The sequence below is a fragment of the Sphingomonas sp. KR3-1 genome (assembly GCF_040049295.1).
Classification (GTDB): domain Bacteria; phylum Pseudomonadota; class Alphaproteobacteria; order Sphingomonadales; family Sphingomonadaceae; genus Sphingomonas.
The window spans coordinates 1,604,826-1,625,077 of the sequence record NZ_JBDZDQ010000001.1 but is presented as its reverse complement, the minus strand read 5'-3'; the positions used below and the strand labels follow the sequence as shown (position 1 = coordinate 1,625,077).

The window sequence follows — 20,252 nt, the reverse complement described above, 5'->3', positions numbered from 1 at the left end:
ATAATGCAGGAGTGGATGTCATGCGTATTCTTCTCTCGATCGCGGCGGCAGGCGCGTTGTTCGTTCCGGCCCTGGCCTCGGCGCAAGTGCTGGGCGGACAGGCGGGTGGCGGCCTGGGCGGCAGCGTCGGCGCGCCGGTGGGCACTGCGGGCGGCATGCTGAGCGGCAATCTCGACGGCACCGTGCGCACCGATGTGGTGGACCGCGCCACCACGACGACGCGCGACACCGCCGACCGGGCCGAGCGCACCACGCGCCGCACCACCGACAAGGCGCGCGAAAAGGCCTATGACACCAAGAACCGCGCCGTCGACACCGCCGATCGCACGCGTGACCGCGCGACAAGCACGGTCGATTCCGCGTCCAACCCGAATGTCGGCCTGAGCGGCAATGCCGCCGCGGGCGGGTCCGCGAACACCCCGCGCCGCAGCGCTGGTACCAGCAGCAATGCCGGCGTCTGGGTGGGCGCGAGCCGCAATGGCGCCAGCGCGGGCGTCAGCGCCGGCACAAGCAGCAATACCCAGCCGCGCTGACCGACGGACCTGGAAGGAGGGCGGCCGTTCCCACCCGGTGCGGCCGCTCTTTCATGTCCAAGCGATTTCGGCCCGTCCCCTTGGCGGCTCGCCTCATTGCCCAGCCGTGCGCAGGGCAGGGCTGGCCGAAATCGCTGGAAACAGGCCAGACATGTGCGGGGTCTCGAAGGGTCCTCGGCAAAAACCGAAGGAGGATTGCCCTGTATGTTGCTGAAAACCCTGATCGGCGCCGCGGCGCTGCTGGCCGCTCCCGCGGCCTTCGCCCAGACCACCACGCCGACTGATCCGTCGACGACCACGACGGCACCGGCGCCCGCGCCGTCCCCAGATCCGGCGCCGCAGCCGGATGCGACCCCCACCACTGCGCCGGCCCCCGATCCGGCAACCACCAATCAGGACCCGACCACGGCCGAGCCCGACAAGGCCGAAGCCAGCAAGGGCAAGAAGAAGCCCCACTAGGGGCGTCTGAAACGAAGCGCGCTGCCCGGTTCCGTGGCCGGACGGGCAGCGCGCTTCTGTTTGCAGATCAGTCCGCGAAAGGATCGCGGACCAGAATGGTGTCCTCGCGCTCGGGGCTGGTCGATACCAGCGTGACCGGGCAGCGGATCAGTTCTTCCACCCGGCGGATATATTTGATCGCGGCAGCGGGCAGCTGGGCCCAGCTGCGCGCGCCGGCGGTGGTCTCCTGCCAGCCCGGCATCGTCTCGTAGATCGCCTCTATCGCGGCCTGGTCGGCGGCGTTGGCCGGATAATAGTCGATCTCCCGGCCGTGCAGGCGATAGCCGGTGCACACCTTGATCTCGTCGAACCCGTCGAGCACGTCGAGCTTGGTCAGTGCGATGCCGGTGATGCCCGAGACCGCGGCCGACTGGCGCAGCAGCACCGCATCGAGCCAGCCGCAGCGGCGCTTGCGCCCGGTGACGGTGCCGAACTCATGGCCGCGCGTGCCGAGCCGCTCGCCCACGTCATTGTCCTGCTCGCTCGGGAAGGGGCCCGATCCGACGCGCGTCGTATAGGCCTTGGCGATGCCCAGCACGAAGCCGACTGCGGCCGGGCCGATGCCCGATCCCGCCGAGGCGGTGCCCGCCACCGTGTTGGACGAAGTGACGAACGGATAGGTGCCGTGATCGATGTCGAGCAGCACGCCCTGCGCGCCTTCGAACAGGATGCGGCGGCCGCGCTCGCGCGCGGCGTTGAGGTCGCGCCACACCGGCTTGGCGAAGGGCAGGACGAAGCCGGCGATCTCGCGCAGCTGCTCGACCAGCGCGGCGCGGTCGATCGGGCCGACGCCGAAGCCGGCGCGCAGCGCGTCGTGATGCGCGAGCAGGCGGTCGAGCTGCGGCTCGAGCTCGCCGAGATGCGCCAGGTCGCAGACCCGGATCGCGCGGCGGCCGACCTTGTCCTCATAGGCCGGGCCGATGCCGCGCCGCGTGGTGCCGATCTTGCCGGCGCCGCTGGCATCCTCGCGCAGGCCGTCGAGCTCGCCGTGCAGCGGCAGGATCAGCGGGCAGGTATCGGCGATGCTCAGCGTGTCCGGCGTCACGTCGACGCCCTGGCCGCGCAGCTTCTCGATCTCGGCCTTGAGCGCCCAGGGATCGAGCACCACGCCATTGCCGATCACCGAGGGGGTGCCGCGGACGATGCCCGAGGGGAGGAGCGACAGCTTGTAGACATTCTCGCCGACGACCAGCGTGTGCCCGGCATTGTGGCCGCCCTGGAAGCGCACGACCATGTCGGCGCGCTCGGCGAGCCAGTCGACGATCTTGCCCTTGCCTTCGTCACCCCATTGGGCGCCGATAACCGCTACATTTGCCATGGATACACGTCTCCGCCTGCCGGGGCGGACCCAGGCCGCCCTTCGACAGGGCTCGGCGGCTGGGCGGTACAGAGGCTTGGGGGCAGGGCCCGAAGCCGCGGCGCGAATGGCGCCTGGGGCCGCGAAGGTCAAGCCTTTATGCGTCGAGCGCCGCCCGGATGGCGACCGCGAGCCGATCGAGGTCGAAGGGCTTGGCGAGGATCGTCTCGCCCGCGACGCGCGCCGTCTCGGGCGCATAGCCGCTGGTCAGCAGCACCTTGAGGCCAGGCACCCTGGCGCGCGCGCGCTCCGCCAGCTCGCGGCCGGTCATCTCGGGCATCACCACGTCGCTGAACAGCAGCGCGATCGGCTGGCCGCCATGGTCCAGCTTTTGCTCGATCAGCCGCAGCGCCTCGGGCCCGTCGCGCGCGGCGATCACCTGGTAGCCGAGCTCGCGCAGCGCCTCGACCGAATAGCTGCGCACGCGCTCCTCGTCCTCGACGACGAGCACCGTCTCGCCGATGCCGCGCGGCGCCGGTCCGGCCATGCGCTCCTGCGCCGCGGCGGGCGCAGCGCCGGCATGGACCGGCAGATAGAGATGGACGGTGGTGCCCGCGCCCGGCGCCGTATCGATCCGCACCGCGCCGCCCGACTGGCGGACGAAGCCGAACACCTGGCTCAGCCCCAGGCCGGTGCCCTTGCCGACGCCCTTGGTCGTGAAGAACGGATCGAAGGCGCGCGCGGCGACTTCGGGGGCCATGCCGCTGCCGGTGTCGGCCACTGCGATCTCGACATAGTCGCCGGGCGCCAGGTCCAGCCCCGCCGCTTCGCTGCCGTCGAACCGGGCATTGGCGGTGGTCAGCACCAGCCTGCCGCCCTTGGGCATCGCGTCACGCGCATTGACCGAGAGGTTGAGGATGACGTTCTCGAGCTGGTTGGGATCGGCGAGCAGCGGGCGCAGGCCGGCGGGCAGCACGGTCTCCACCGTCACGTCGTCGCCGAGCGTGCGGACGAGCAGCTCGATCATGCCGCCCACCATCGCATTGGCATCGATCGCCGCCGGGGCGAGCGGTTGCTGGCGCGAGAAGGCGAGCAGCCGCTGGGTGAGCGCGGCGGCGCGGGTCGCGCCGTCGCGCGCGGCGGTAATATATTTGTCGAGGTCGTGATTGCCCTGCTTCACGCGCCGCTCGAGCAGGTCGAGCGCGCCGATCACCACCGCGAGCATGTTGTTGAAATCATGCGCGATGCCGCCGGTGAGCTGGCCGACCGCCTCCATCTTCTGCGCCTGGCGCAGCAAATCCTCCGCTGCCGTCAGCTGTTCGGTGCGCTCCTGGACGGCGGTTTCCAGCGCCTCGCGCGAGCGGGCGAGCACTTCGCGTGCATCGACGATGTCCTGGATGTCGGTGCAGGTGCCGAACCAGCGCGTGATCGCGCCGCGTTCGTCGCGCACCGGCTGGGCGCTGCCGAGCACCCAGCGATACTGCCCGCTATTGTGGCGCAGCCGATATTCGATCCGGTAATGCTCGCCGCTCTCCAGGCTCTGGCGCCACACGCTCCACGCGCGTTCCTGGTCCTCGGGGTGGAACACGCCGTTCCAGCCCTCGCCGTCGGTGCTGCCCCGGGGGACGCCGGTATATTCGTACCAGCGGTCGTTGTAATAATCGTGATGGCCGTTGGGCAGCGTCGACCAGACCATCTGGTCGATCGAATTGGCGATCGCGCGGAACTTGGCCTCGCTCTCGCGCAGCGCCGCGACGGCCTCGATCCGCTCCACCGCGTCCCAGGTCGTCTCCGCCACCGCTTCGATGAAAGCGACCTCCTCGGCCGACCAGGCGCGCGGGCCTGCCGTGCTGATCGACAGAACCGCCACCCATTGCCCGGCGCGCAGCAGCGGCACGCCCACCCCGGCGCCGGCGAGATGGGCGAGGCCCGGCGCGTCGGTCGCCATGTCGGACAGTATCACGGTGCGGCCGATCCGGTAGTTGCGGGCATTGTCGCCCAGCTGCGCGACACTGAGCGCGCCTTCGATCGGCGCGAGCCGGCCACTGTTCCAGTGCGGCCCGAAATGCACCTCGTCGCCTTGGACGCGGTAGAAATTCACCCGGTCGAGCCCGAGCTGCTCGCCGAGCGCGGCGGCGGTGAAATGCAGCACCGCATCGGCCGAATCGAGCGCGCGCTGCTGATCGGCGAGCGCGCCGAGAAACGCCTGCGCGTCGTTGGCGGCGCGCAGATCGTCGGCGGCGGCGCGCGCCGCGTCCTCGGCGCGCTTGCGCTCGGTGATGTCGAAGGCGACGCCGGGGAAGCGCAGCGGGCTGCCTTCGTCGTCGAAGATCGCCCGGCCCTGCGCGCTCACCCAGCGGACGCTGCCGTTGGGCTGGAGCAGGCGATATTCCTCGTTGAACGGCGCCTGCTCGCCGAGCGTCCGCGCGATGCTCGCCTCGAGCCGCGGCCGGTCCTCGGGATGCACGTTGACGAAGAATTCGCCGATCGGCTTGCCCTGCCCGGCCAGCGCCTCGTCGACGCCGTAGAGGCGCAGGAAGCGTTCGTCGGCGGTGACCAGGTCGGCCGGCACGTCCCACACCCAGGTGCCGACGCCCACCGATGCGTTGAGCGCGAGCTGCAGGCGCTCCTCGCTCTGGCGCAGCGCTTCCTCGGCCGCGGCGCGCTCGGTCACGTCGTTGGCGGCGACGAAGATGTCGGTGGTGTTGCCGTTGCCGTCCTTGATCGGCTGGTAGACGAAATCGAGGAAGCGCGTCTCGGGTGCGGCACCGGGCTGGCGCTGGAGCAGCACCGGCACGCCGTCCGCGCGGAAGGGTTCGCCACCGGCATAGACGCTGTCGAGCAGGTCGACGAAACCTTGCTCGACCACCTCGGGAAGCGCCTCCGCCACCGTGCGCCCCAGCACCATGCGCCCGCCGACCAGCGCGACATAGCCCGAATTGGCGAATTCGAAGCGGTGCTCCGGCCCGCGCAGCAGCGCGACGGCGCCCGGCGCCTGCTCGAACAGGTCGCGCAGCCGCGCCACTTCGGCCAGGCGCGCGCGCTCGGCGAGCACGAAGCGCGTCGTCTCGTTGCCCTGGTTGAGCAGGCCGCGCACCTCGCCGTCCGCATCGCGGATCGGCGTGAAGCTGTAGTTCCACCAGGTTTCCTGCGGTCGCCCGCCGCGTTCCATCGCGAGCAGCTGGTCGTAGATCGCGAAGCCGCGCCCGCTGGCGATCACCTGCTCCATCTGCGGCGCGACGATCGCCCAGATGTCCGCCCATACCTCGCGCGCAGGCCGCCCCAGCGCCCAGGGATGCCGCTCGGCGGGGATCGGCGCCCAGGCGTCGTTGTAGAGCAGGTGGAGGTCCGGCCCCCAGTAGATCGCGGACGGGAAGCTGGAGGCGAGCGCCATGTCGAGCGCGAACTTGAGCGGATCGGGCCAGTGCTGCGGCGCGCCGAGCGGATGCGTCGCCCAGTCGAAACCGCGGATGCGCGCCGCCATCTCGCCTTCGTGATCCAGAAAGCGCAGCGCGACCCCCATGGGGAAGCGATGCGGGCGCCAAGCGGCTGAGTCAACAAGACGAGTCGCCTCGACTTGGCCGCCCGGGCGGCTATGCTCGGGCAAAAGGAGAGACAGATGAAGCTCGCAAGCCTGAAGAGCGGCCGTGACGGCAAACTGGTCGTCGTTTCCACCGACCTGGCCTGGTATGCCAGCGCGGGCATGATCGCGCCGACGCTGCAGGCCGCGCTCGACAATTGGGAGCAGGTCGAGGCGGACCTGCGCAACCTCGCCACCGATCTCGATCACGAGGTGATCCCGCGCGAGCGCTTCCACGAGCGCTTCGCCGCCGCGCCGTTGCCGCGCGCCTATCAATGGGCGGACGGCTCGGCCTATGTGAACCATGTCGCGCTGGTGCGGCAGGCGCGCAGTGCCGAGATGCCCGACAGCTTCTGGCACGATCCGCTGATGTACCAGGGCGGCAGCGACGGCTTCCTGGGGCCGCGCGATCCGATCCCGCTCGCCGACGAGAGCTGGGGCTGCGACCTGGAGGGCGAAGTGGTCGTCGTCACCGGCGACGTGCCGCTCGGCGCCAGCCGCGAGGAAGCGCTCGCCGCGATCCGCCTGGTCGGCCTCACCAACGACGTCAGCCTGCGCAACCTGATTCCCGGCGAGCTCGCCAAGGGCTTCGGCTTCTTCCAGTCCAAGCCGGCCAGCGCCTTCTCGCCGGTGTTCGTCACCCCCGATGCGCTGGGCGACTGGTGGCAGGAGGGCAAGCTCCACCGCAAGCTGATGGTCGATGTGAACGGCAAGCCGTTCGGCCGGGCGGATGCGGGCGTCGACATGACCTTCGATTTCGGCACGCTGGTCGCGCATGCCGCCAGGACGCGCGCGCTCGGCGCCGGCACGATCATCGGCTCGGGCACCGTCTCGAACCGCGGCGAGGACGGCGGCCCGGGCAAGCCGGTGAGCGAAGGCGGCGTCGGCTATTCCTGCCTCGCCGAGATCCGCACGATCGAGACGATCCGCGGCGGCAAGCCCGAGACGCCCTTCCTCAAGGCGGGCGACACGGTGCGCATCTGGGCCGAGGACGACAAGCACCACCCGATCTTCGGTGTGATCGAGCAGACGGTGGGCGGCTGAGCTTCCTCCTACTTCTGGTTCCCCGGCGAAGGCCGGGGAACAGGGTTTCTCTGCCGTGTCGCTTCGCTGCCCTGGGCCCCGGCTTTCGCCGGGGAACAGCGGCAGGAATAGCTTGCCTACGAACCTCGTCGACCCGATCTTCAGCATCATGACCGGCGAAAACTTCTACACCGTGTTCGAGACCGTGGCGGGCTTCGCCGCGATCGGCTGGAATGCGAAGGGCATCAACAGCTTCCGGCTGCCGGCGGGCAATGCGCACGAGGCGGAGCGGGCGCTGCTTCGCCGGCTGCCGGATGCGCGGCCAGCGACTCCGCCCGCCGCGGTGCAGGCGGTGATCGAGGATGCGCTGCGCTATTTCGCCGGGGAGCGCGTCGACTTCGCGAACGTGCCCGTCGATCTGGGCGCGCAGCAGCCCTTCTTCGATCGCGTCTATGCCGCGGTCCGCCAGCTCGGCTGGGGCGAGACGGCGACCTATGGCGCGATCGCCAAATTGCTCGAGGCGGGTCCCGAATTCGCCCGCGATGTCGGCCAGGCGATGGCGGCCAATCCGGTGCCGCTGATCATCCCGTGCCACCGGGTGACCGCGGCGAACGGGCGGATCGGCGGCTTCTCGGCGCCCGGCGGCTCGCACTCCAAGGCGCAGATGCTCGGGATCGAGGGCGTCGAGGTGCGGGACGGCGTCGTCACGCGCGAGCTGCCACAGCTCGGGCTGGGGTTCTAGGGGGTAGCTGCAATCCCGCGCTCCTGGCGCTTGTTGTTCCCCGGCGAAAGCCGGGGCCCAGTCTCGGCGCGCCAGGTGAGGTCAGAAAGCCTCTCGAACGACATTGCAACTGGGCCCCGGCTTTCGCCGGGGAGCATCAAGTTGTGATGCGCCCTAGAACCCAAATCCGCCCTGGCTGTCGACCAGCGGCCAGCGGCCCAGTTCGATATGCCGGTGTTCGCCGAGCACGGAGCGGATCAGCACGAAATCGGTCGCATCCCAGCCGATAGGTTCGATCGTCCGCGTGAAAGGCCGGCCCTTGCGGTAGAGCAGCGTGACGTGCGGGTGGAAATCCCAGCCGCCGCGCAACAGGCCGGCGCGCGACAGCGCGTCCTGCAGCTTGCGCCCCAGCTCTGCCAGCGCATCGATCTTGCGGCTGGGCCGAAGCGCGATCGTCTCGTTGCTGCCCGATACCCGGTCGAGCCGCACCGGCACCGGCGCTGCCGAGACTTGCGCGCCGATCTCGATCAGCCGTTGCATCTCCGCATAGGGCTGGCGGGCGAAATCCTCGGTGATGCCGAGCGTGATGTGCAGCCGGTCGTTCTCGACCACGCTTTCGGCCAGCCCGAGCTGGTCGCGCTGCACCCCGATCAGATTGCGGGCGAGCGGCGAGGGGCGCAGCGCATAGAAGAGGCGGTTCTTCGGCATCAGTGAAAGTCCCTGGATCGCACCGGAATAAGATCCGGCGCCTTGAGGCTGCGGCGCGGCGGCCAGCTTTCGAGCGCGCGCTGGCGGGGCTGGAGGCGCTCGCGCGGATCGATCTCGCCGCCATGCGTCGCGCCGTCGCCGGGCATGGTCATGCGCGGCAGGTCGAGCTCGCCGACTTCGCGCAGCCAGGGGGTGAGATCGGTGATCTGCTCCGCCACGAGGTGGATCACGATCCCCTCGCGCTGCACCTTGCCGCGGATCGCCAGCATCGTCGCCGACATCACCGTGCGGCGATTCTCCTCGAACCGGTCGGCCCAGAGCACGGCATTGGCGATGCCGGTCTCGTCCTCCAGCGTGACGAACACCACGCCATTGGCGCTGCCCGGCCGCTGGCGCACAAGGATCAGCCCGGCGACCTCCACGCGCTGGCCGTCCTTCATGCCCAGCAGGTCCGCGCATTTCGCGATCCGCCGCGCCGCCAGCCGGTCGCGCAGGAAGACCAGCGGATGCGCACGCAGCGACAGCTGGGTGGAGCGGTAATCCTCCACCACTTCGCGGCCCGCGCTGAGCGGCAGCAGCGCCACGTCGGGCTCGATCGCCTCCGCCACGGTGGCGCCCTCGCGGGCATCGGCGGCGGCGAACAGGTCGAGCGGCGCCTGGCCGAGCCCCTTGATCGCCCAGAGCGCCTGGCGCCGATTGAGCCCGAGCGCCTGGAACGCGTCCGCCCGCGCGAGCCGTTCGAGCGCGGCGGGCTTCACGCGGGATCGGCGCCACACATCTTCGAGCGAGGTGAAGGGGGCTTGCCGGCGCGCCTTCAGGATTTCGATCGCATCTGCTTCGGAAAGCCCCTGGACGATCCGCATGCCCAGCCGGATCGGCTGCATGCTCGTCCAGTCCTCGTCGGTGCCGCAGAACTTCGCGTCGCGCGGGCGCGGGTTCGCGCCTTCGGGCACCATCCGCGTGTCCCAGTCGCTGTCGTTGATGCACACCGGCCGCGCCTCGACGCCGTGGCTGCGCGCATCGCGGATCAGCTGCGCCGGCGCATAGAAGCCCATCGGCTGCGCATTGAGCAGCGCGCAGCAGAACACGTCGGGATGATGGCATTTCATCCAGCTCGAGGCATAGGCGATCTTGGCGAAGCTGGCGGCGTGGCTCTCCGGGAAGCCGTAATTGCTGAAGCCGCGGATCTGCTCGACCAGCCGCTCGGCGAATTCCTGGCTGATGCCGCGTTCGAGCATGCCACTGATCAGTTTGGGGCCGAACTCGCCGATGTCGCCGCTCGACTTGAACGTCGCCATCGCGCGGCGCAGACGGTCCGCTTCGCTCGGAGTGAAGCCGGCGCCGATGATCGCCACCTGCATCGCCTGTTCCTGGAACAGCGGCACGCCCAGCGTCTTGAGCAGCACCTCCTTCAATGCCGGCGAAGGATAGTCGACCAGCTCCGGATTTTGCCGCCGCTTGAGATAGGGGTGGACCATGTTGCCCTGGATCGGCCCCGGCCGGACGATCGCGACCTGGATCGCGATGTCGTAGAAATTCACCGGCTTCATCCGCGGCAGCATCGACATCTGCGCGCGGCTCTCGATCTGGAACACGCCGAGCGTGTCCGCCTGCTGGATCATCTCGAAGGTCGGGCCGTCCTCCTCCTGCATCAGCGGGGAGGCGAGCGTCAGGTGCGTCGCCTTGTGCGCACTGAGCAGGTCGAAGGTGCGCCGCATGCAGCCGAGCATGCCGAGGCCGAGAATGTCGACCTTCATGAAACCGAGCTCCTCGATGTCGAGCTTCTCCCATTCGATCACCCGGCGATCGACCATCGCCGCGGGCTCGACCGGGATCAGGTCGTGCAGCTTGTCGCGGGTCAGCACGAAGCCGCCGGGATGCTGCGAGAGGTGGCGCGGCGTGCCGATCAGCTGGCGCGCCAGCTCGAGCGTCAGCGCCAGGCGCGGATCGCTGCGATCGAGGTTGAGCGCATCGGCATGCTTGTCGTCGACGTCGTTCGACCAGCCCCAGACCTGCGAGGACAGCGCCGCGGTCATGTCCTCGGGCAGGCCCATCGCCTTGCCCACCTCGCGCAGCGCGCCGCGCGAGCGGAAGCGGCTGACCACTGCGGTCAGCGCGGCATGGTCCTGGCCGTAATTCTCATAGATCCACTGGATCACTTCCTCGCGCCGCTCATGCTCGAAATCGACGTCGATGTCGGGCGGCTCCTTGCGCTCGGTCGAGATGAAGCGCTCGAACAGCAGCTGGTGCTTGATCGGATCGATCGAGGTGATGCCGAGCGCGAAGCAGATCACCGAATTGGCGGCGCTGCCGCGCCCCTGGCAGAGGATGTGCTGGCTGAGCGCGAACTGGACGATCGAATTGACCGTCAGGAAATAGGGCGCGTACTCCATCTGCGCGACGAGCCCGAGCTCATGGGTGAGCAGGTCCTGATGCGCCTGGCTCGGCTTGCCGCCGAAGCGCTGCTTGAGCCCGTTCCAGGCGAGCGCGGCGAGCGCTTCCTGCGCACTGCGGCCATGGATGACCTCCTCCTCGGGATATTGGTGCTTGAGGTCGCGCAGCGAGAAGGTGCAGCGCTCGGCGATCGCTTGCGACGCGGCAAGGGCTTGCGGATAGTCGCGGAAGCGCCGCGCCATCTCCTCGGGCGACTTCAGGTGCCGATCGGCACTGCGCTCGCGGCGGAAACCGAGCCCGTCGATCGTGCAGCACTCGCGGATCGCCGTCACGACGTCCTGCAGCATGCGCCGGTCGGGCGTGTCGTAGAGCACGTCGCCGGTCGCCAGCGCCGTCAGCCCGAAGCGCTCGGCCGCCAGGTTGAGTGCGTGGATTCGCAGCGCGTCGCCCGGCCGGCGATGCTGGGTCAGGCAGAGATGCCCGCGCGCGCCGAACACGTCCGCCATCCAGCGCAGCGCCAGGGGGTCGCCGGTATCGGCGAGCCCGGGCACCAGCGCGCCGACCAGCCCCTCGGCGGCACCGGCAACATCCTCCCAATGGAGGAAGCACTGGCCCTTCTCGCCGCGTTGCGCATCCGCCCGCGCCTTGCCGAGCGTGAGCAGCCGGGTGAGCCGCGACCAGGCGGCGGTATCCTCGGGCCAGACCAGCACCGAGCTGCCATCGACCAGGTCGAGCCGGCAGCCGGCGATCATCTTGATCGGGATGCCGAGCTGGCTGAACTGCTCGGCGGCGACCAGCGCGCGCACCACCCCGCCCACCGAATTGCGGTCGACGATGCCGAGCGCGGGCAAGCCCAGCAGCGCGGCCTGGCGGAACAGCTCCTCGGGCGAGGAAGCCCCGCGCAGGAACGAGAAATGCGTCGTCACCTGGAGCTCGGCATAGGTCATCCGAACACCCCGTGGAGATACCAGCTGAGGTCCCCGGTCACGGCGCGCTCGCCATCGCCCGAGCGGAACAGCCAGTAGCGCCGCCCCGCCTCGTCCTCGACGCGGAAATAGTCGCGCACGCTCATCCGCTCGGCGCCGCGCTTCCACCATTCGCCCTGGATGCGCTCGGGCCCGTCGGCATGGATCACGCGGTGGGCGGTGCCGCGCCAGGTGAAGCGGCGCGGGGCATGGTCGGGCAGCTCGGCCATGACATGGTCGAGCCGTTCGGGCCGGGCGAGCAGCCGCGCCGGCTTGGGCCAGCCGGGATGCCAGGGATGGAGATCGGGCAGGCGATCGAGCTGGCGGACATCGTCGACCCTGGGGCGCAGGATGCCGCGCGCGGGCGGATCGAGCACCGCCATCCGCGCTTGCGAACGCTCGGGCACGTCGCTTTCCACCGGCCGCATCCGCCACATCCGCCGCTGCCCGATCCGCGTCGCCAGCGTGTCGACCAGGGTGGCGATATCGGGCGCGGCCTCCTCGTCGAGCCGTTCGACCACCGGCTCGGGCCCGAGCAGCCCGGCGCGGCGGACATGCAGGGTGATCGCGTCGATACCGTATCCCGGCGCGACATCCTCGATCCGCCGCTTGAGCAGGCGGAGCAGGTGCGCGGGATCGCGGTTGGGCCGGGCGAGGCCGATGCGGATGCGCTGCGGCACTCCGTCGATCCGATCGGCGACGCATTCGAGCGCCTGCACGCCCAGCCCCTCGGCTTCGAGCGCGGCGGCGAGGCGAGGGACCAGCGTGCCCAGCCAATGCTCGATCGCCTCGGCGGTGGCGATCGGCTCGGCGAAGCGCTGCTGCACGGCGATGCTCTCGGGCGGGATGACGGGATCGAGCGGTTCGGGCATGCGGCCGAGCGCCTGGTCGAGCCGCAGCACCGTGGCGCTGCCGAAGCGGCGGACGAGCGGCGCGCGAGGCAAGGCGGAGAGCTGGCCGACTCGGTCGATGCCGAGCCGCTTGAGCAGCTCGGCCGCCGCCTCGTCGATGCGCAGCGCCGGGGTGGGCAGCTCGGCAAGAGCGCGCGCCTGCTCGCCTGGCGGGCAGATGCAGCTTCCCCGGAACCGCGCCAGCGCCCAGGCCGCGCCCGGCGTATCGGCGATCGCGATCCGCGCAGTGAAGCCGGCGCGCGCCAGCAGGCGGACGATGCGCCGCGCCATCGCCGCCTCGCCGCCGAACAGGTGCGCGGTGCCGGAGAGGTCGAGGAACAGCCCGTCCTCGCCGCAGACCGCGACCACCGGCGACCAGCGCCGCGCCGCGAGGATGGCGAGGCGCTTGAGCGAGGCCAGGTCCCCCGCGGGATCGGCCGGCCGGATATCGAGCCCCGGCACCTGCGCGCGCGCCTGGGTCACCGCCATGCCGGGTTTGAGTCCCAGCGCCTGCGCGGCCGGGCAGGCGGCGGCGATCTCGATCCGGCTGCCGTTGCGGAGCGATGTGACGAGGGGGGCGCCCAATTCCTCCCCGGAACGGGGAGGGGGACCGTCCAAAGGACGGTGGAGGGGCCCCCGCTTTCCACCAGCGGTAGAGTTTGAGGCGCGCGGGCCCCCTCCACCACCGGCTTCGCCGGCGGTCCCCCTCCCCGTTCCGGGGAGGAATTTTACGGGCGCGCCGCCGTCATCCGGCCGCAGCGGGCGAAACGGATTCGCCGCTGCCGCCTCGTCCCGGCGTCCCACTTCATGCTTCGCCTTCGCCCGCGTCACCGGCGGCAGCGCGACCTTGCCGAGTTCGTCCTCGCGCGCCCAGCGTGCGCCGGGGCGCCAGCCGCCGCCGCGCGGGACCGAGCAGGCATGTTCCTGCTCCTGCGCCGCCGCATCGCGCAGCGGGTCGAGCGCGGCCAGGGGGAAGGAAGGCGCGTGCGGCTCAGGCCGCGCGCCGGGGCGCGCTTCCGCCCGCCACAGCCTTTCGATGGGCCATGACGGGAGGAAGAGCGCAGCGACCCGTTGCATCGCATGCCTCCACGATCATCTCGAAACCTTCGCCCCCCTTTTGCCGCGCGCATGCCAGCTTCCAGCGCGGGCGGCCGACGCCCGCCACTGGCAGCGGCGTCGAGGGCGCACACGTCACGCGCCAGCGCGTCACCGCCGCCGAGGGCATGGCGATCGGATCGCTGCCCTCGCGTGCCGCGCGCTTCAGCAGCAGCGCGATCGTCCGTCCGCCCTCGGCCGCCAGCTGCAGCCGCCGAGTCGCGGTCATGTCCGCGCGCTTGGCCTCGCCGATCACCGCGCCGAGCCCGCGATGGCGCAGCCCTTCCTCCATGATCGCCAGCAGCTCGGCATCGTCCTTCGCCTCGGCATAGATCAGCCGCTTGGGATCGAGCCCCGACTGGGCGAGCCCGGGCGCGAACAGGTCGCGGCGCCGTATCACCCACAGCACCGGGCCCCAGGCGCGCGCCGCGATTCCGGCGAGGAACAGCGTCGCCGCGCAATCGTCCGCCATGTCGCTGGTGCCGGCCGCAACCTCGTGCAGCGCGTCGAGGCGCAAGCCGCCATCGGCCAGCCGCGAATCGACCGCCTCGATCCCGAAGGGCAATGCCGGTCGGCGGCGGAAACCACCGGTTTCGAGACCGCTCAGCGTCTCGCGCAATTGCTTCAGGACGGCAGGATCGGCCATGCTGCTCACGACTCGGGGGACAGATATGTTCCCATTTTGTTCCATATCGACGCAGAGTCAATTGCGATTCCGCCCGGCGCCCCTAAGCTCGTCGCAACCACCGAATTCAAGGAGCGTCGGGACCATGATCCGCAACCCCAGCCGCGCTGCGCGTTCCGGCCCCGGTCGCATGCGGGCCGCGCTCGCCGTCGCGCTGCTGCTCCTCGCGCCCGGTGCCGCCCAGGCGCAGGAGGCACCTGCAGCCAGGACCCAGTATCTCCCACCCGACTTCGCGCCCAACAAGGACGGCTTTCTCGAAAGCTGGGTCGGCATGCACCTCGCCTCGATGGAGGAGCCGATGCTGTGGGCACCGCAAGCGCTGGACGGCTATCGCAGCCGGTTGCGGATGCTGGTGCTGCCGACCTTCAACCAGCCCTATGTGATCGGGATCGACCAGCGCGCCGATGGCCGGCTGGAGCTGCGCTACACGCGCACCAAGGGGCGCGGTGGCTATGGCGGCGGCCCGATCGACGAACGGCGGACCAGCGCCCTGGCGGCCGACCGGTTCGCGCGCGTCAGCGATGCGCTCGCCGCGGCCCGCTTCGCCGAGCGGCTGCCCGACAACAAGGACGGCCGCGAGTTCGCGGGGGCGCCGCGCCGCCAGGACATGGTGATGTGCATGGATGGCACCCAGCTGCTCTTCGAGTTGCGCACCGCTTCCGGCGATCACGTCGTCACCCGCCACGAATGCACGCTCGACGCGCCGACGCGCGCGCTGGCTGCGGCGGTGCTCAACGCGGCGGGCGTGGTGCCCGACGATCGGCGCGGCGATCCCATGCCCTGAGCCTCGGGCCGTCGCGAATTCCCATCCTTTCGGGCGGCATTTCAGGTCAGCACCCCTGACCTTCTTGCGCGGGGCTTTGAAATTTTATAACAATGGCGCGAAACGTGATTCCCGAGCGTTTGGTAACGGGAACCTATGTCCGGAGAGCCCATGTCCAGCGAGCGCGACCGCGCCAACCTGCCCCCGCTTGCGCTGCACGTGCCCGAGCCGCGATTCCGCCCGGGCGACGAGGCGGACTTCAGCGACATCGTGGTGCCGGCCGCTGGCGCCACTCGCCGCCCCGACACCGCCGATGCCGCCGCCAGCTTCCATGAGCTGGCCTATGGCCTGGTCCGCGTGCTCGATGACGAGGGCAATGCCGTCGGCCCCTGGGACCCCCGCCTCGACGCCGACGCCAAGCGCCGCATGCTCCGCTCGATGGCGCTCACCCGCGCGTTCGACGAGCGCATGTTCCGCGCCCAGCGCCAGGGCAAGACCAGCTTCTACATGAAGTCCACCGGCGAGGAGGCCGTGTCGATCGGCGCCGCGATGGCGCTCGCCGGCGACGACATGTGCTTCCCCTCCTATCGCCAGCAGGGAATCCTGATCACGCGCGGCTATCCGATCGTGACGATGATGAACCAGATCTATTCGAACAAGGGCGATCCGCTGCAGGGCCGGCAGCTGCCGATCATGTATTCGTCCAAGGAGTTCGGCTTCTTCTCGATCTCGGGCAATCTCGCGACGCAATATCCCCAGGCGGTCGGCTGGGCGATGGCGAGCGCGGCCAAGGGCGACACGCGCATCGCCGCCACCTGGTGCGGCGAAGGGTCGACGGCGGAGGGCGACTTCCACTCGGCGCTGACCTTCGCGACCGTCTACAAGGCGCCGGTGATCTTCAACGTCGTCAACAACCAATGGGCGATCTCGAGCTTCTCGGGTTTCGCGGGTGCCGAGGCGACCACCTTTGCGGCGCGCGCGATCGGCTATGGCATCGCCGGCCTGCGCATCGACGGCAACGACGCGCTCGCCGTGTACGCCGCCACACAATGGGCCGCCGAGCGCGCGCGGACCAACCAGGGCCCGACGCTGATCGAGCATTTCACCTACCGCGCCGAGGGCCACTCCACCTCGGACGATCCCACCGCCTATCGCTCGGCCGGCGAGCCCAATGCCTGGCCGCTCGGCGATCCGATCCGCCGGCTAAAGGAACACCTCATCGCGCTGGGCGAATGGGACGAGGAGCGCCACGCCGCGCAGGACCTCGAGCTCGCCGAGCTGGTCAAGCGCGCGCAGAAGGAGGCCGAGAAGAACGGCATCCTCGGCCACGGCATGCACCAGCCCTTCGAATCGATGTTCGAGGGCGTGTTTGAAGAGATCCCCTGGCATCTGAAGGAACAGCAGCAGCAGATGCTCGACGAGCAGAAGGCGGCCGGGCTGTGAACGCTGAAATCATGAGCGACATGATCCAGATGAACATGATCCAGGCGATCAACTCGGCCATGGACGTGATGATGGAACGCGATCCGAACGTGATCGTGATGGGCGAGGATGTCGGCTATTTCGGCGGCGTCTTCCGCGCCACCGCCGGGCTCCAGGCCAAGTACGGCAAGACCCGCGCCTTCGACACGCCGATCACCGAGATCGGCATCATGGGCGTGGCGATCGGCATGGGCGCCTATGGCCTGCGCCCGGTCCCCGAGATCCAGTTCGCCGATTATATCTACCCGGCGCTCGACCAGCTCGTCTCCGAAGCGGCGCGGCTGCGCTATCGCTCGGCGGCGGACTTCATCGCGCCGATCACGATCCGCTCGCCCTATGGCGGCGGCATCTTCGGCGGCCAGACGCATTCGCAGTCGCCCGAGGGCATCTTCACCCATGTCTCGGGCATGAAGACGGTGATCGCCTCGACGCCCTACGACGCCAAGGGCCTGCTGATCGCCGCGATCGAGGACAATGACCCCGTCCTCTTCCTCGAGCCCAAGCGCATCTACAACGGCCCGTTCCACGGCCATTACGACCGCCCGGCCAAGACCTGGGCCGATCATCCCGGCGCGCTGGTGCCCGGCGGCCATTACCGGGTCGAGCTCGGCAAGGCCGCTGTCGTCCGCCCGGGCGAGGCGGTGACGATCCTCTGCTACGGCACGATGGTCCACGTCGTCGCCAACACGGTCGAGGAGATGGGCGTCGATGCCGAGATCGTCGACCTGCGCACGCTCGTCCCGCTCGACATCGAGACGATCGAGGCGTCGGTGAAGAAGACCGGCCGCTGCATGATCGTCCACGAGGCGACGCGCACCTCGGGCTTCGGCGCCGAGCTTTCGGCGCTCGTCCAGGAGCGCTGCTTCTATCACCTCGAGGCGCCGATCGAGCGCGTCACCGGCTTCGACACGCCCTATCCGCATAGCCTGGAATGGGCCTATTTCCCCGGCCCGGTGCGCATCGGCACGGCGCTCAAGAAAATCCTGAAGGACTGATCCGCATGGCACGCTTCACTTTCCGCCTGCCGGACATCGGCGAAGGCATTGCCGAGGCCGAGATCGTCGCCTGGCACGTCAAGGTCGGCGACACGGTGTCGGAGGACCAGCAGGTCGCCGACATGATGACCGACAAGGCCACCGTCGAGATGGAATCGCCGGTCTCGGGCGTCGTCGTCGAGCTTGCCGGCGAAGTCGGCGAGATGGTCGCGATCGGCTCGGGGCTGATGGTGATCGAAGTCGAGGGCGACGTCGCCGAGACGCCGGTGGAAGAGCAGGTCGAGGCGGAGACGCCGGGTGTCGAAGAAGCAGCGGAGCCCCAGGAAACCGTTCGCGCTGAGCCTGTCGAAGCGCCCCAGGCCGCGAGCGAAACGCCCGTGGAGAGCCGGCCTTCGACAAGCTCGAGCCGAACGGAAGAGGTGGCCGAGCCCGTCGCCCACCGTCAGGTCCTCGCCTCCCCCGCGGTCCGCGCCCGCGCCCGCGATCTCGGCATCGACCTCGCCGTGGTGAAGGCCGACGGCAACCATATCCGCCACGCCGATCTCGACGCGTATCTCCGCTATGGCAGCGCGCAGGGCTATCACGCGCCGCACGCCAGCCGCGCCCGCGAGGACCAGCCGATCAAGGTCATCGGCATGCGCCGCCGCATTGCCGAGAACATGGCCGCCTCCAAGCGCCAAATCCCGCACTTCACCTATGTCGATGAGATCGACGTCACCGCGCTCGAGGCGATGCGCGGCGACCTCAACGACAATCGCGGCCAGCGCCCCAAGCTGACCATGCTCCCCTTCCTGATCGTCGCGATCTGCCGGGCGCTGCCCGATTTCCCGATGATCAACGCGCGCTATGACGACGAGGCCGGCGTGGTCACCCGCCACGGCCGCGTCCATCTCGGCATGGCGGCGCAGACGGACGCGGGCCTCATGGTCCCGGTGATCCGCGACGCGCAGGACAAGAATGTCTGGCAGCTCGCGGCCGAGATCAGCCGCCTCGCCGAGGCTGCGCGCACCGGCAAGGCGAAGAGCGAGGAGCTGAGCGGCTCCACCCTCACCGTCACTTCGCTCGGCCCCTTGGGCGGCATCGCCACCACCCCGGTGATCAACCGCCCCGAAGTCGCGATCATCGGCCCGAACAAGATCGTCGAGCGCCCGGTCTTCCACGGCGACGAGATCGTCCGCGCCAAGCTGATGAACCTCTCGATCAGCTGCGACCACCGCGTCGTCGACGGCTGGGATGCGGCGAGCTTCGTCCAGGCGGTGCGCAAGCTGCTCGAGACCCCCGTGCTGCTGTTCGCCGACTGAGCGGACCGGATCGTGCCGTTCCGGAGCCAATAGGGCTTCGGAACGAGCGCTCCCGGCGATATCCTGGTCCGCAGGGGGAAGCTGCGGATGGCCGAGACGCTGGGCGAGCGGCGCAAGCAATATATCTATGCGCTCTGGTATCCGGCGGCGCTCGGCACCTTTGCCTATATCGGCCTCACCGCCAATCCGGCCGCGGAGATCACGGCGCTGCCATGGCAGCTGCCCCTGATCTTCTATTTCTCCGCCCAGTTCCTCGAGGGCATGATGGAGCCGGGCGAGACCTATCCGCTATCCGGCTTCGCGCGCGATTTCGTCGAGCTCTTCGCCATGGCAGCGACGTTCCACCTGCTCTATCCCGGCGAGATCAAGCTGCTCAGCTTCGTGAAGCTGGAGCCGCATTGTGCGATCGCGCTGACCTTGCTGATCCCGCCGGTCTATCGCTTCTTCTTCGAGCGCGGCAAGCTGTGGGGGGTGCAGGCGCGCCGCTATTGGGCGCTCACTGCGCTGTCGGGCGGCGTCGCAGCGGCCACCGCGCTGGCCGGCCTGGGCTGGCTGCCCGAGTGGCTGGCCTTCACGGCGATGGTCGTGGCGCTTGTCGTCTATGCCATCCGCTTCGTCTTCTATCCGCGCAGCACCGGCCCGGCCCCGCAGCAAGCCTCCGCCGGAGCCACGCCACCCGAAGCGCCTCTGACCGAACCTGCACCGCCACCGCCACCGCCTGTGCCTGCGCCTGAACCTGAACCCGTCCCGCAGCCGGCAGCAGAGGCGAAGCCCGACTAGCCAGGGCGTGGCCTTTGCCGCTAGACGGCGCCGATGCACCGTCCCCTGCACTGGCGCGCGATGACGGCGGACGATCTCGACGGCGTCGTCGCGGTCGCCGCCATCGCCTTTCCGGAGCATCCCGAGGGGCGTGCCTGCTTCGCCGAGCGGCTCGTGCTCGCCCCGGAGACCTGCTTCGTCCTCGCGGACGGCGCAACGATCGCCGGCTACCTCATCGCCTATCCCTGGCCGCTCGAGGCGATCCCCCCGCTCGACACGCTGCTCGGCGCCCTGCCGGACGCGCGCGACAGCTGGTACCTCCATGATCTCGCGCTGCTCCCCGAGGCGCGCGGCGATGGCCATGCCCGCGCCGGTCTCGCCCGGCTCTTCGCGCAGGTCGACGCGGCCGTAGCGCTCGTCTCGGTCAATGAGTCCGCGGCGTTCTGGCAGGCCCAGGGCTTCGAGCCCCATGAAAATCCTGCCCTCAGGGCCAAGCTTTCCAGTTATGGCCCACAAGCGCGTTACATGGTGCGGAGCGTCACGAATCCGGGCTAGGCTCGCGG

At 69.8% G+C, this 20,252-nt stretch carries 16 protein-coding genes; 10 read left to right on the top strand and 6 right to left on the bottom strand.

Features of this window, described 5'->3' with window-relative positions; all coding sequences use genetic code 11:
• The first annotated feature begins 20 nt into the window (after positions 1 to 20).
• Together ABLE38_RS07990 and ABLE38_RS07985 are read left to right on the top strand one after the other, a co-directional pair.
• Positions 21 to 533, top strand: a complete 513-nt coding sequence (locus ABLE38_RS07990) for a hypothetical protein (RefSeq protein ID WP_348973626.1) — start codon at positions 21 to 23, stop codon at positions 531 to 533.
• Positions 534 to 737: 204 nt separating this feature from the next.
• Entirely contained in the window at positions 738 to 992 is a 255-nt protein-coding gene (locus ABLE38_RS07985) for a hypothetical protein (RefSeq protein WP_348973625.1), read from the top strand.
• A 67-nt stretch (positions 993 to 1,059) separates the two neighbouring features.
• Here ABLE38_RS07985 and ABLE38_RS07980 read toward each other — a convergent pair whose 3' ends face one another.
• Positions 1,060 to 2,349 (bottom strand): adenylosuccinate synthase, encoded by a 1,290-nt coding sequence (locus tag ABLE38_RS07980; protein WP_348973624.1) that lies wholly within the window; start codon positions 2,347 to 2,349, stop codon positions 1,060 to 1,062.
• A 136-nt stretch (positions 2,350 to 2,485) separates the two neighbouring features.
• On the bottom strand, positions 2,486 to 5,851 hold the full coding sequence (locus ABLE38_RS07975; RefSeq protein ID WP_348973623.1) for a PAS domain-containing protein: 3,366 nt from the start codon (positions 5,849 to 5,851) through the stop codon (positions 2,486 to 2,488).
• A gap of 96 nt (positions 5,852 to 5,947) precedes the next feature.
• Between ABLE38_RS07975 and ABLE38_RS07970 the strand changes: the two genes are divergently transcribed.
• Both ABLE38_RS07970 and ABLE38_RS07965 read left to right on the top strand, forming a co-directional pair.
• A complete protein-coding gene (locus ABLE38_RS07970; RefSeq protein WP_348973622.1) occupies positions 5,948 to 6,952 on the top strand; it encodes a fumarylacetoacetate hydrolase family protein in 1,005 nt (334 codons plus the stop codon).
• A 148-nt stretch (positions 6,953 to 7,100) separates the two neighbouring features.
• Positions 7,101 to 7,673 carry a methylated-DNA--[protein]-cysteine S-methyltransferase gene (locus tag ABLE38_RS07965; RefSeq protein WP_348973621.1) on the top strand — a complete coding sequence of 191 codons (573 nt, stop codon included), beginning with the start codon at positions 7,101 to 7,103 and terminating at the stop codon, positions 7,671 to 7,673.
• A gap of 153 nt (positions 7,674 to 7,826) precedes the next feature.
• On the opposite strand, the gene ABLE38_RS07960 is transcribed toward ABLE38_RS07965, so the two are convergent.
• From ABLE38_RS07960 to ABLE38_RS07945, 4 genes are all read right to left on the bottom strand, one after another.
• Positions 7,827 to 8,360: a 2'-5' RNA ligase family protein gene (locus ABLE38_RS07960; protein ID WP_348973620.1), complete on the bottom strand. Its 534-nt coding sequence runs from the start codon at positions 8,358 to 8,360 to the stop codon at positions 7,827 to 7,829.
• Positions 8,360 to 11,701 (bottom strand): error-prone DNA polymerase, encoded by a 3,342-nt coding sequence (locus ABLE38_RS07955; RefSeq protein WP_348973619.1) that lies wholly within the window; start codon positions 11,699 to 11,701, stop codon positions 8,360 to 8,362. The genes ABLE38_RS07960 and ABLE38_RS07955 overlap by 1 nt, the downstream gene beginning before the upstream one ends.
• Complete coding sequence (locus ABLE38_RS07950; protein ID WP_348973618.1) at positions 11,698 to 13,194, bottom strand: DUF6504 family protein; 1,497 nt, start codon at positions 13,192 to 13,194, stop codon at positions 11,698 to 11,700. Before ABLE38_RS07950 ends, ABLE38_RS07955 begins: the two co-directional genes overlap by 4 nt.
• A 406-nt stretch (positions 13,195 to 13,600) precedes the next feature.
• On the bottom strand, positions 13,601 to 14,350 hold the full coding sequence (locus ABLE38_RS07945) for a protein ImuA (RefSeq protein WP_348973617.1): 750 nt from the start codon (positions 14,348 to 14,350) through the stop codon (positions 13,601 to 13,603).
• Positions 14,351 to 14,474: 124 nt separating this feature from the next.
• Between ABLE38_RS07945 and ABLE38_RS07940 the strand changes: the two genes are divergently transcribed.
• The 6 genes from ABLE38_RS07940 to ABLE38_RS07915 all read left to right on the top strand — a co-directional run bounded on the left by ABLE38_RS07940 (position 14,475) and on the right by ABLE38_RS07915 (position 20,244).
• Positions 14,475 to 15,173 (top strand): hypothetical protein, encoded by a 699-nt coding sequence (locus ABLE38_RS07940; protein ID WP_348973616.1) that lies wholly within the window; start codon positions 14,475 to 14,477, stop codon positions 15,171 to 15,173.
• A 150-nt stretch (positions 15,174 to 15,323) separates the two neighbouring features.
• Positions 15,324 to 16,595 carry a 3-methyl-2-oxobutanoate dehydrogenase (2-methylpropanoyl-transferring) subunit alpha gene (locus tag ABLE38_RS07935; protein WP_348973615.1) on the top strand — a complete coding sequence of 424 codons (1,272 nt, stop codon included), beginning with the start codon at positions 15,324 to 15,326 and terminating at the stop codon, positions 16,593 to 16,595.
• 29 nt (positions 16,596 to 16,624) lie between these two features.
• Positions 16,625 to 17,629 carry an alpha-ketoacid dehydrogenase subunit beta gene (locus ABLE38_RS07930; protein WP_348974465.1) on the top strand — a complete coding sequence of 335 codons (1,005 nt, stop codon included), beginning with the start codon at positions 16,625 to 16,627 and terminating at the stop codon, positions 17,627 to 17,629.
• A 5-nt stretch (positions 17,630 to 17,634) separates the two neighbouring features.
• Positions 17,635 to 18,930, top strand: coding sequence for a dihydrolipoamide acetyltransferase family protein (locus ABLE38_RS07925; protein WP_348973614.1), 1,296 nt, complete (start codon positions 17,635 to 17,637; stop codon positions 18,928 to 18,930).
• A gap of 87 nt (positions 18,931 to 19,017) precedes the next feature.
• Positions 19,018 to 19,710 (top strand): hypothetical protein, encoded by a 693-nt coding sequence (locus tag ABLE38_RS07920; RefSeq protein ID WP_348973613.1) that lies wholly within the window; start codon positions 19,018 to 19,020, stop codon positions 19,708 to 19,710.
• A gap of 33 nt (positions 19,711 to 19,743) precedes the next feature.
• Complete coding sequence (locus ABLE38_RS07915; protein ID WP_348973612.1) at positions 19,744 to 20,244, top strand: GNAT family N-acetyltransferase; 501 nt, start codon at positions 19,744 to 19,746, stop codon at positions 20,242 to 20,244.
• Positions 20,245 to 20,252 lie beyond the last annotated feature (8 nt).

What these genes read in the sequence shown, in the direction of transcription:
- ABLE38_RS07975 (WP_348973623.1), bottom strand. Translation starts at nt 5,851, where the DNA reads ATGGGGGTCGCGCTGCGCTTTCTGGATCACGAAGGCGAGATGGCGGCG.
- ABLE38_RS07920 (WP_348973613.1), top strand. Translation starts at nt 19,018, where the DNA reads ATGGCCGAGACGCTGGGCGAGCGGCGCAAGCAATATATCTATGCGCTC.
- ABLE38_RS07980 (WP_348973624.1), bottom strand. Translation starts at nt 2,349, where the DNA reads ATGGCAAATGTAGCGGTTATCGGCGCCCAATGGGGTGACGAAGGCAAG.
- ABLE38_RS07990 (WP_348973626.1), top strand. Translation starts at nt 21, where the DNA reads ATGCGTATTCTTCTCTCGATCGCGGCGGCAGGCGCGTTGTTCGTTCCG.
- ABLE38_RS07955 (WP_348973619.1), bottom strand. Translation starts at nt 11,701, where the DNA reads ATGACCTATGCCGAGCTCCAGGTGACGACGCATTTCTCGTTCCTGCGC.
- ABLE38_RS07970 (WP_348973622.1), top strand. Translation starts at nt 5,948, where the DNA reads ATGAAGCTCGCAAGCCTGAAGAGCGGCCGTGACGGCAAACTGGTCGTC.
- ABLE38_RS07960 (WP_348973620.1), bottom strand. Translation starts at nt 8,360, where the DNA reads ATGCCGAAGAACCGCCTCTTCTATGCGCTGCGCCCCTCGCCGCTCGCC.
- ABLE38_RS07930 (WP_348974465.1), top strand. Translation starts at nt 16,625, where the DNA reads ATGAACATGATCCAGGCGATCAACTCGGCCATGGACGTGATGATGGAA.
- ABLE38_RS07965 (WP_348973621.1), top strand. Translation starts at nt 7,101, where the DNA reads ATGACCGGCGAAAACTTCTACACCGTGTTCGAGACCGTGGCGGGCTTC.
- ABLE38_RS07945 (WP_348973617.1), bottom strand. Translation starts at nt 14,350, where the DNA reads ATGGCCGATCCTGCCGTCCTGAAGCAATTGCGCGAGACGCTGAGCGGT.
- ABLE38_RS07940 (WP_348973616.1), top strand. Translation starts at nt 14,475, where the DNA reads ATGATCCGCAACCCCAGCCGCGCTGCGCGTTCCGGCCCCGGTCGCATG.
- ABLE38_RS07985 (WP_348973625.1), top strand. Translation starts at nt 738, where the DNA reads ATGTTGCTGAAAACCCTGATCGGCGCCGCGGCGCTGCTGGCCGCTCCC.
- ABLE38_RS07915 (WP_348973612.1), top strand. Translation starts at nt 19,744, where the DNA reads ATGCACCGTCCCCTGCACTGGCGCGCGATGACGGCGGACGATCTCGAC.
- ABLE38_RS07925 (WP_348973614.1), top strand. Translation starts at nt 17,635, where the DNA reads ATGGCACGCTTCACTTTCCGCCTGCCGGACATCGGCGAAGGCATTGCC.
- ABLE38_RS07935 (WP_348973615.1), top strand. Translation starts at nt 15,324, where the DNA reads ATGTCCAGCGAGCGCGACCGCGCCAACCTGCCCCCGCTTGCGCTGCAC.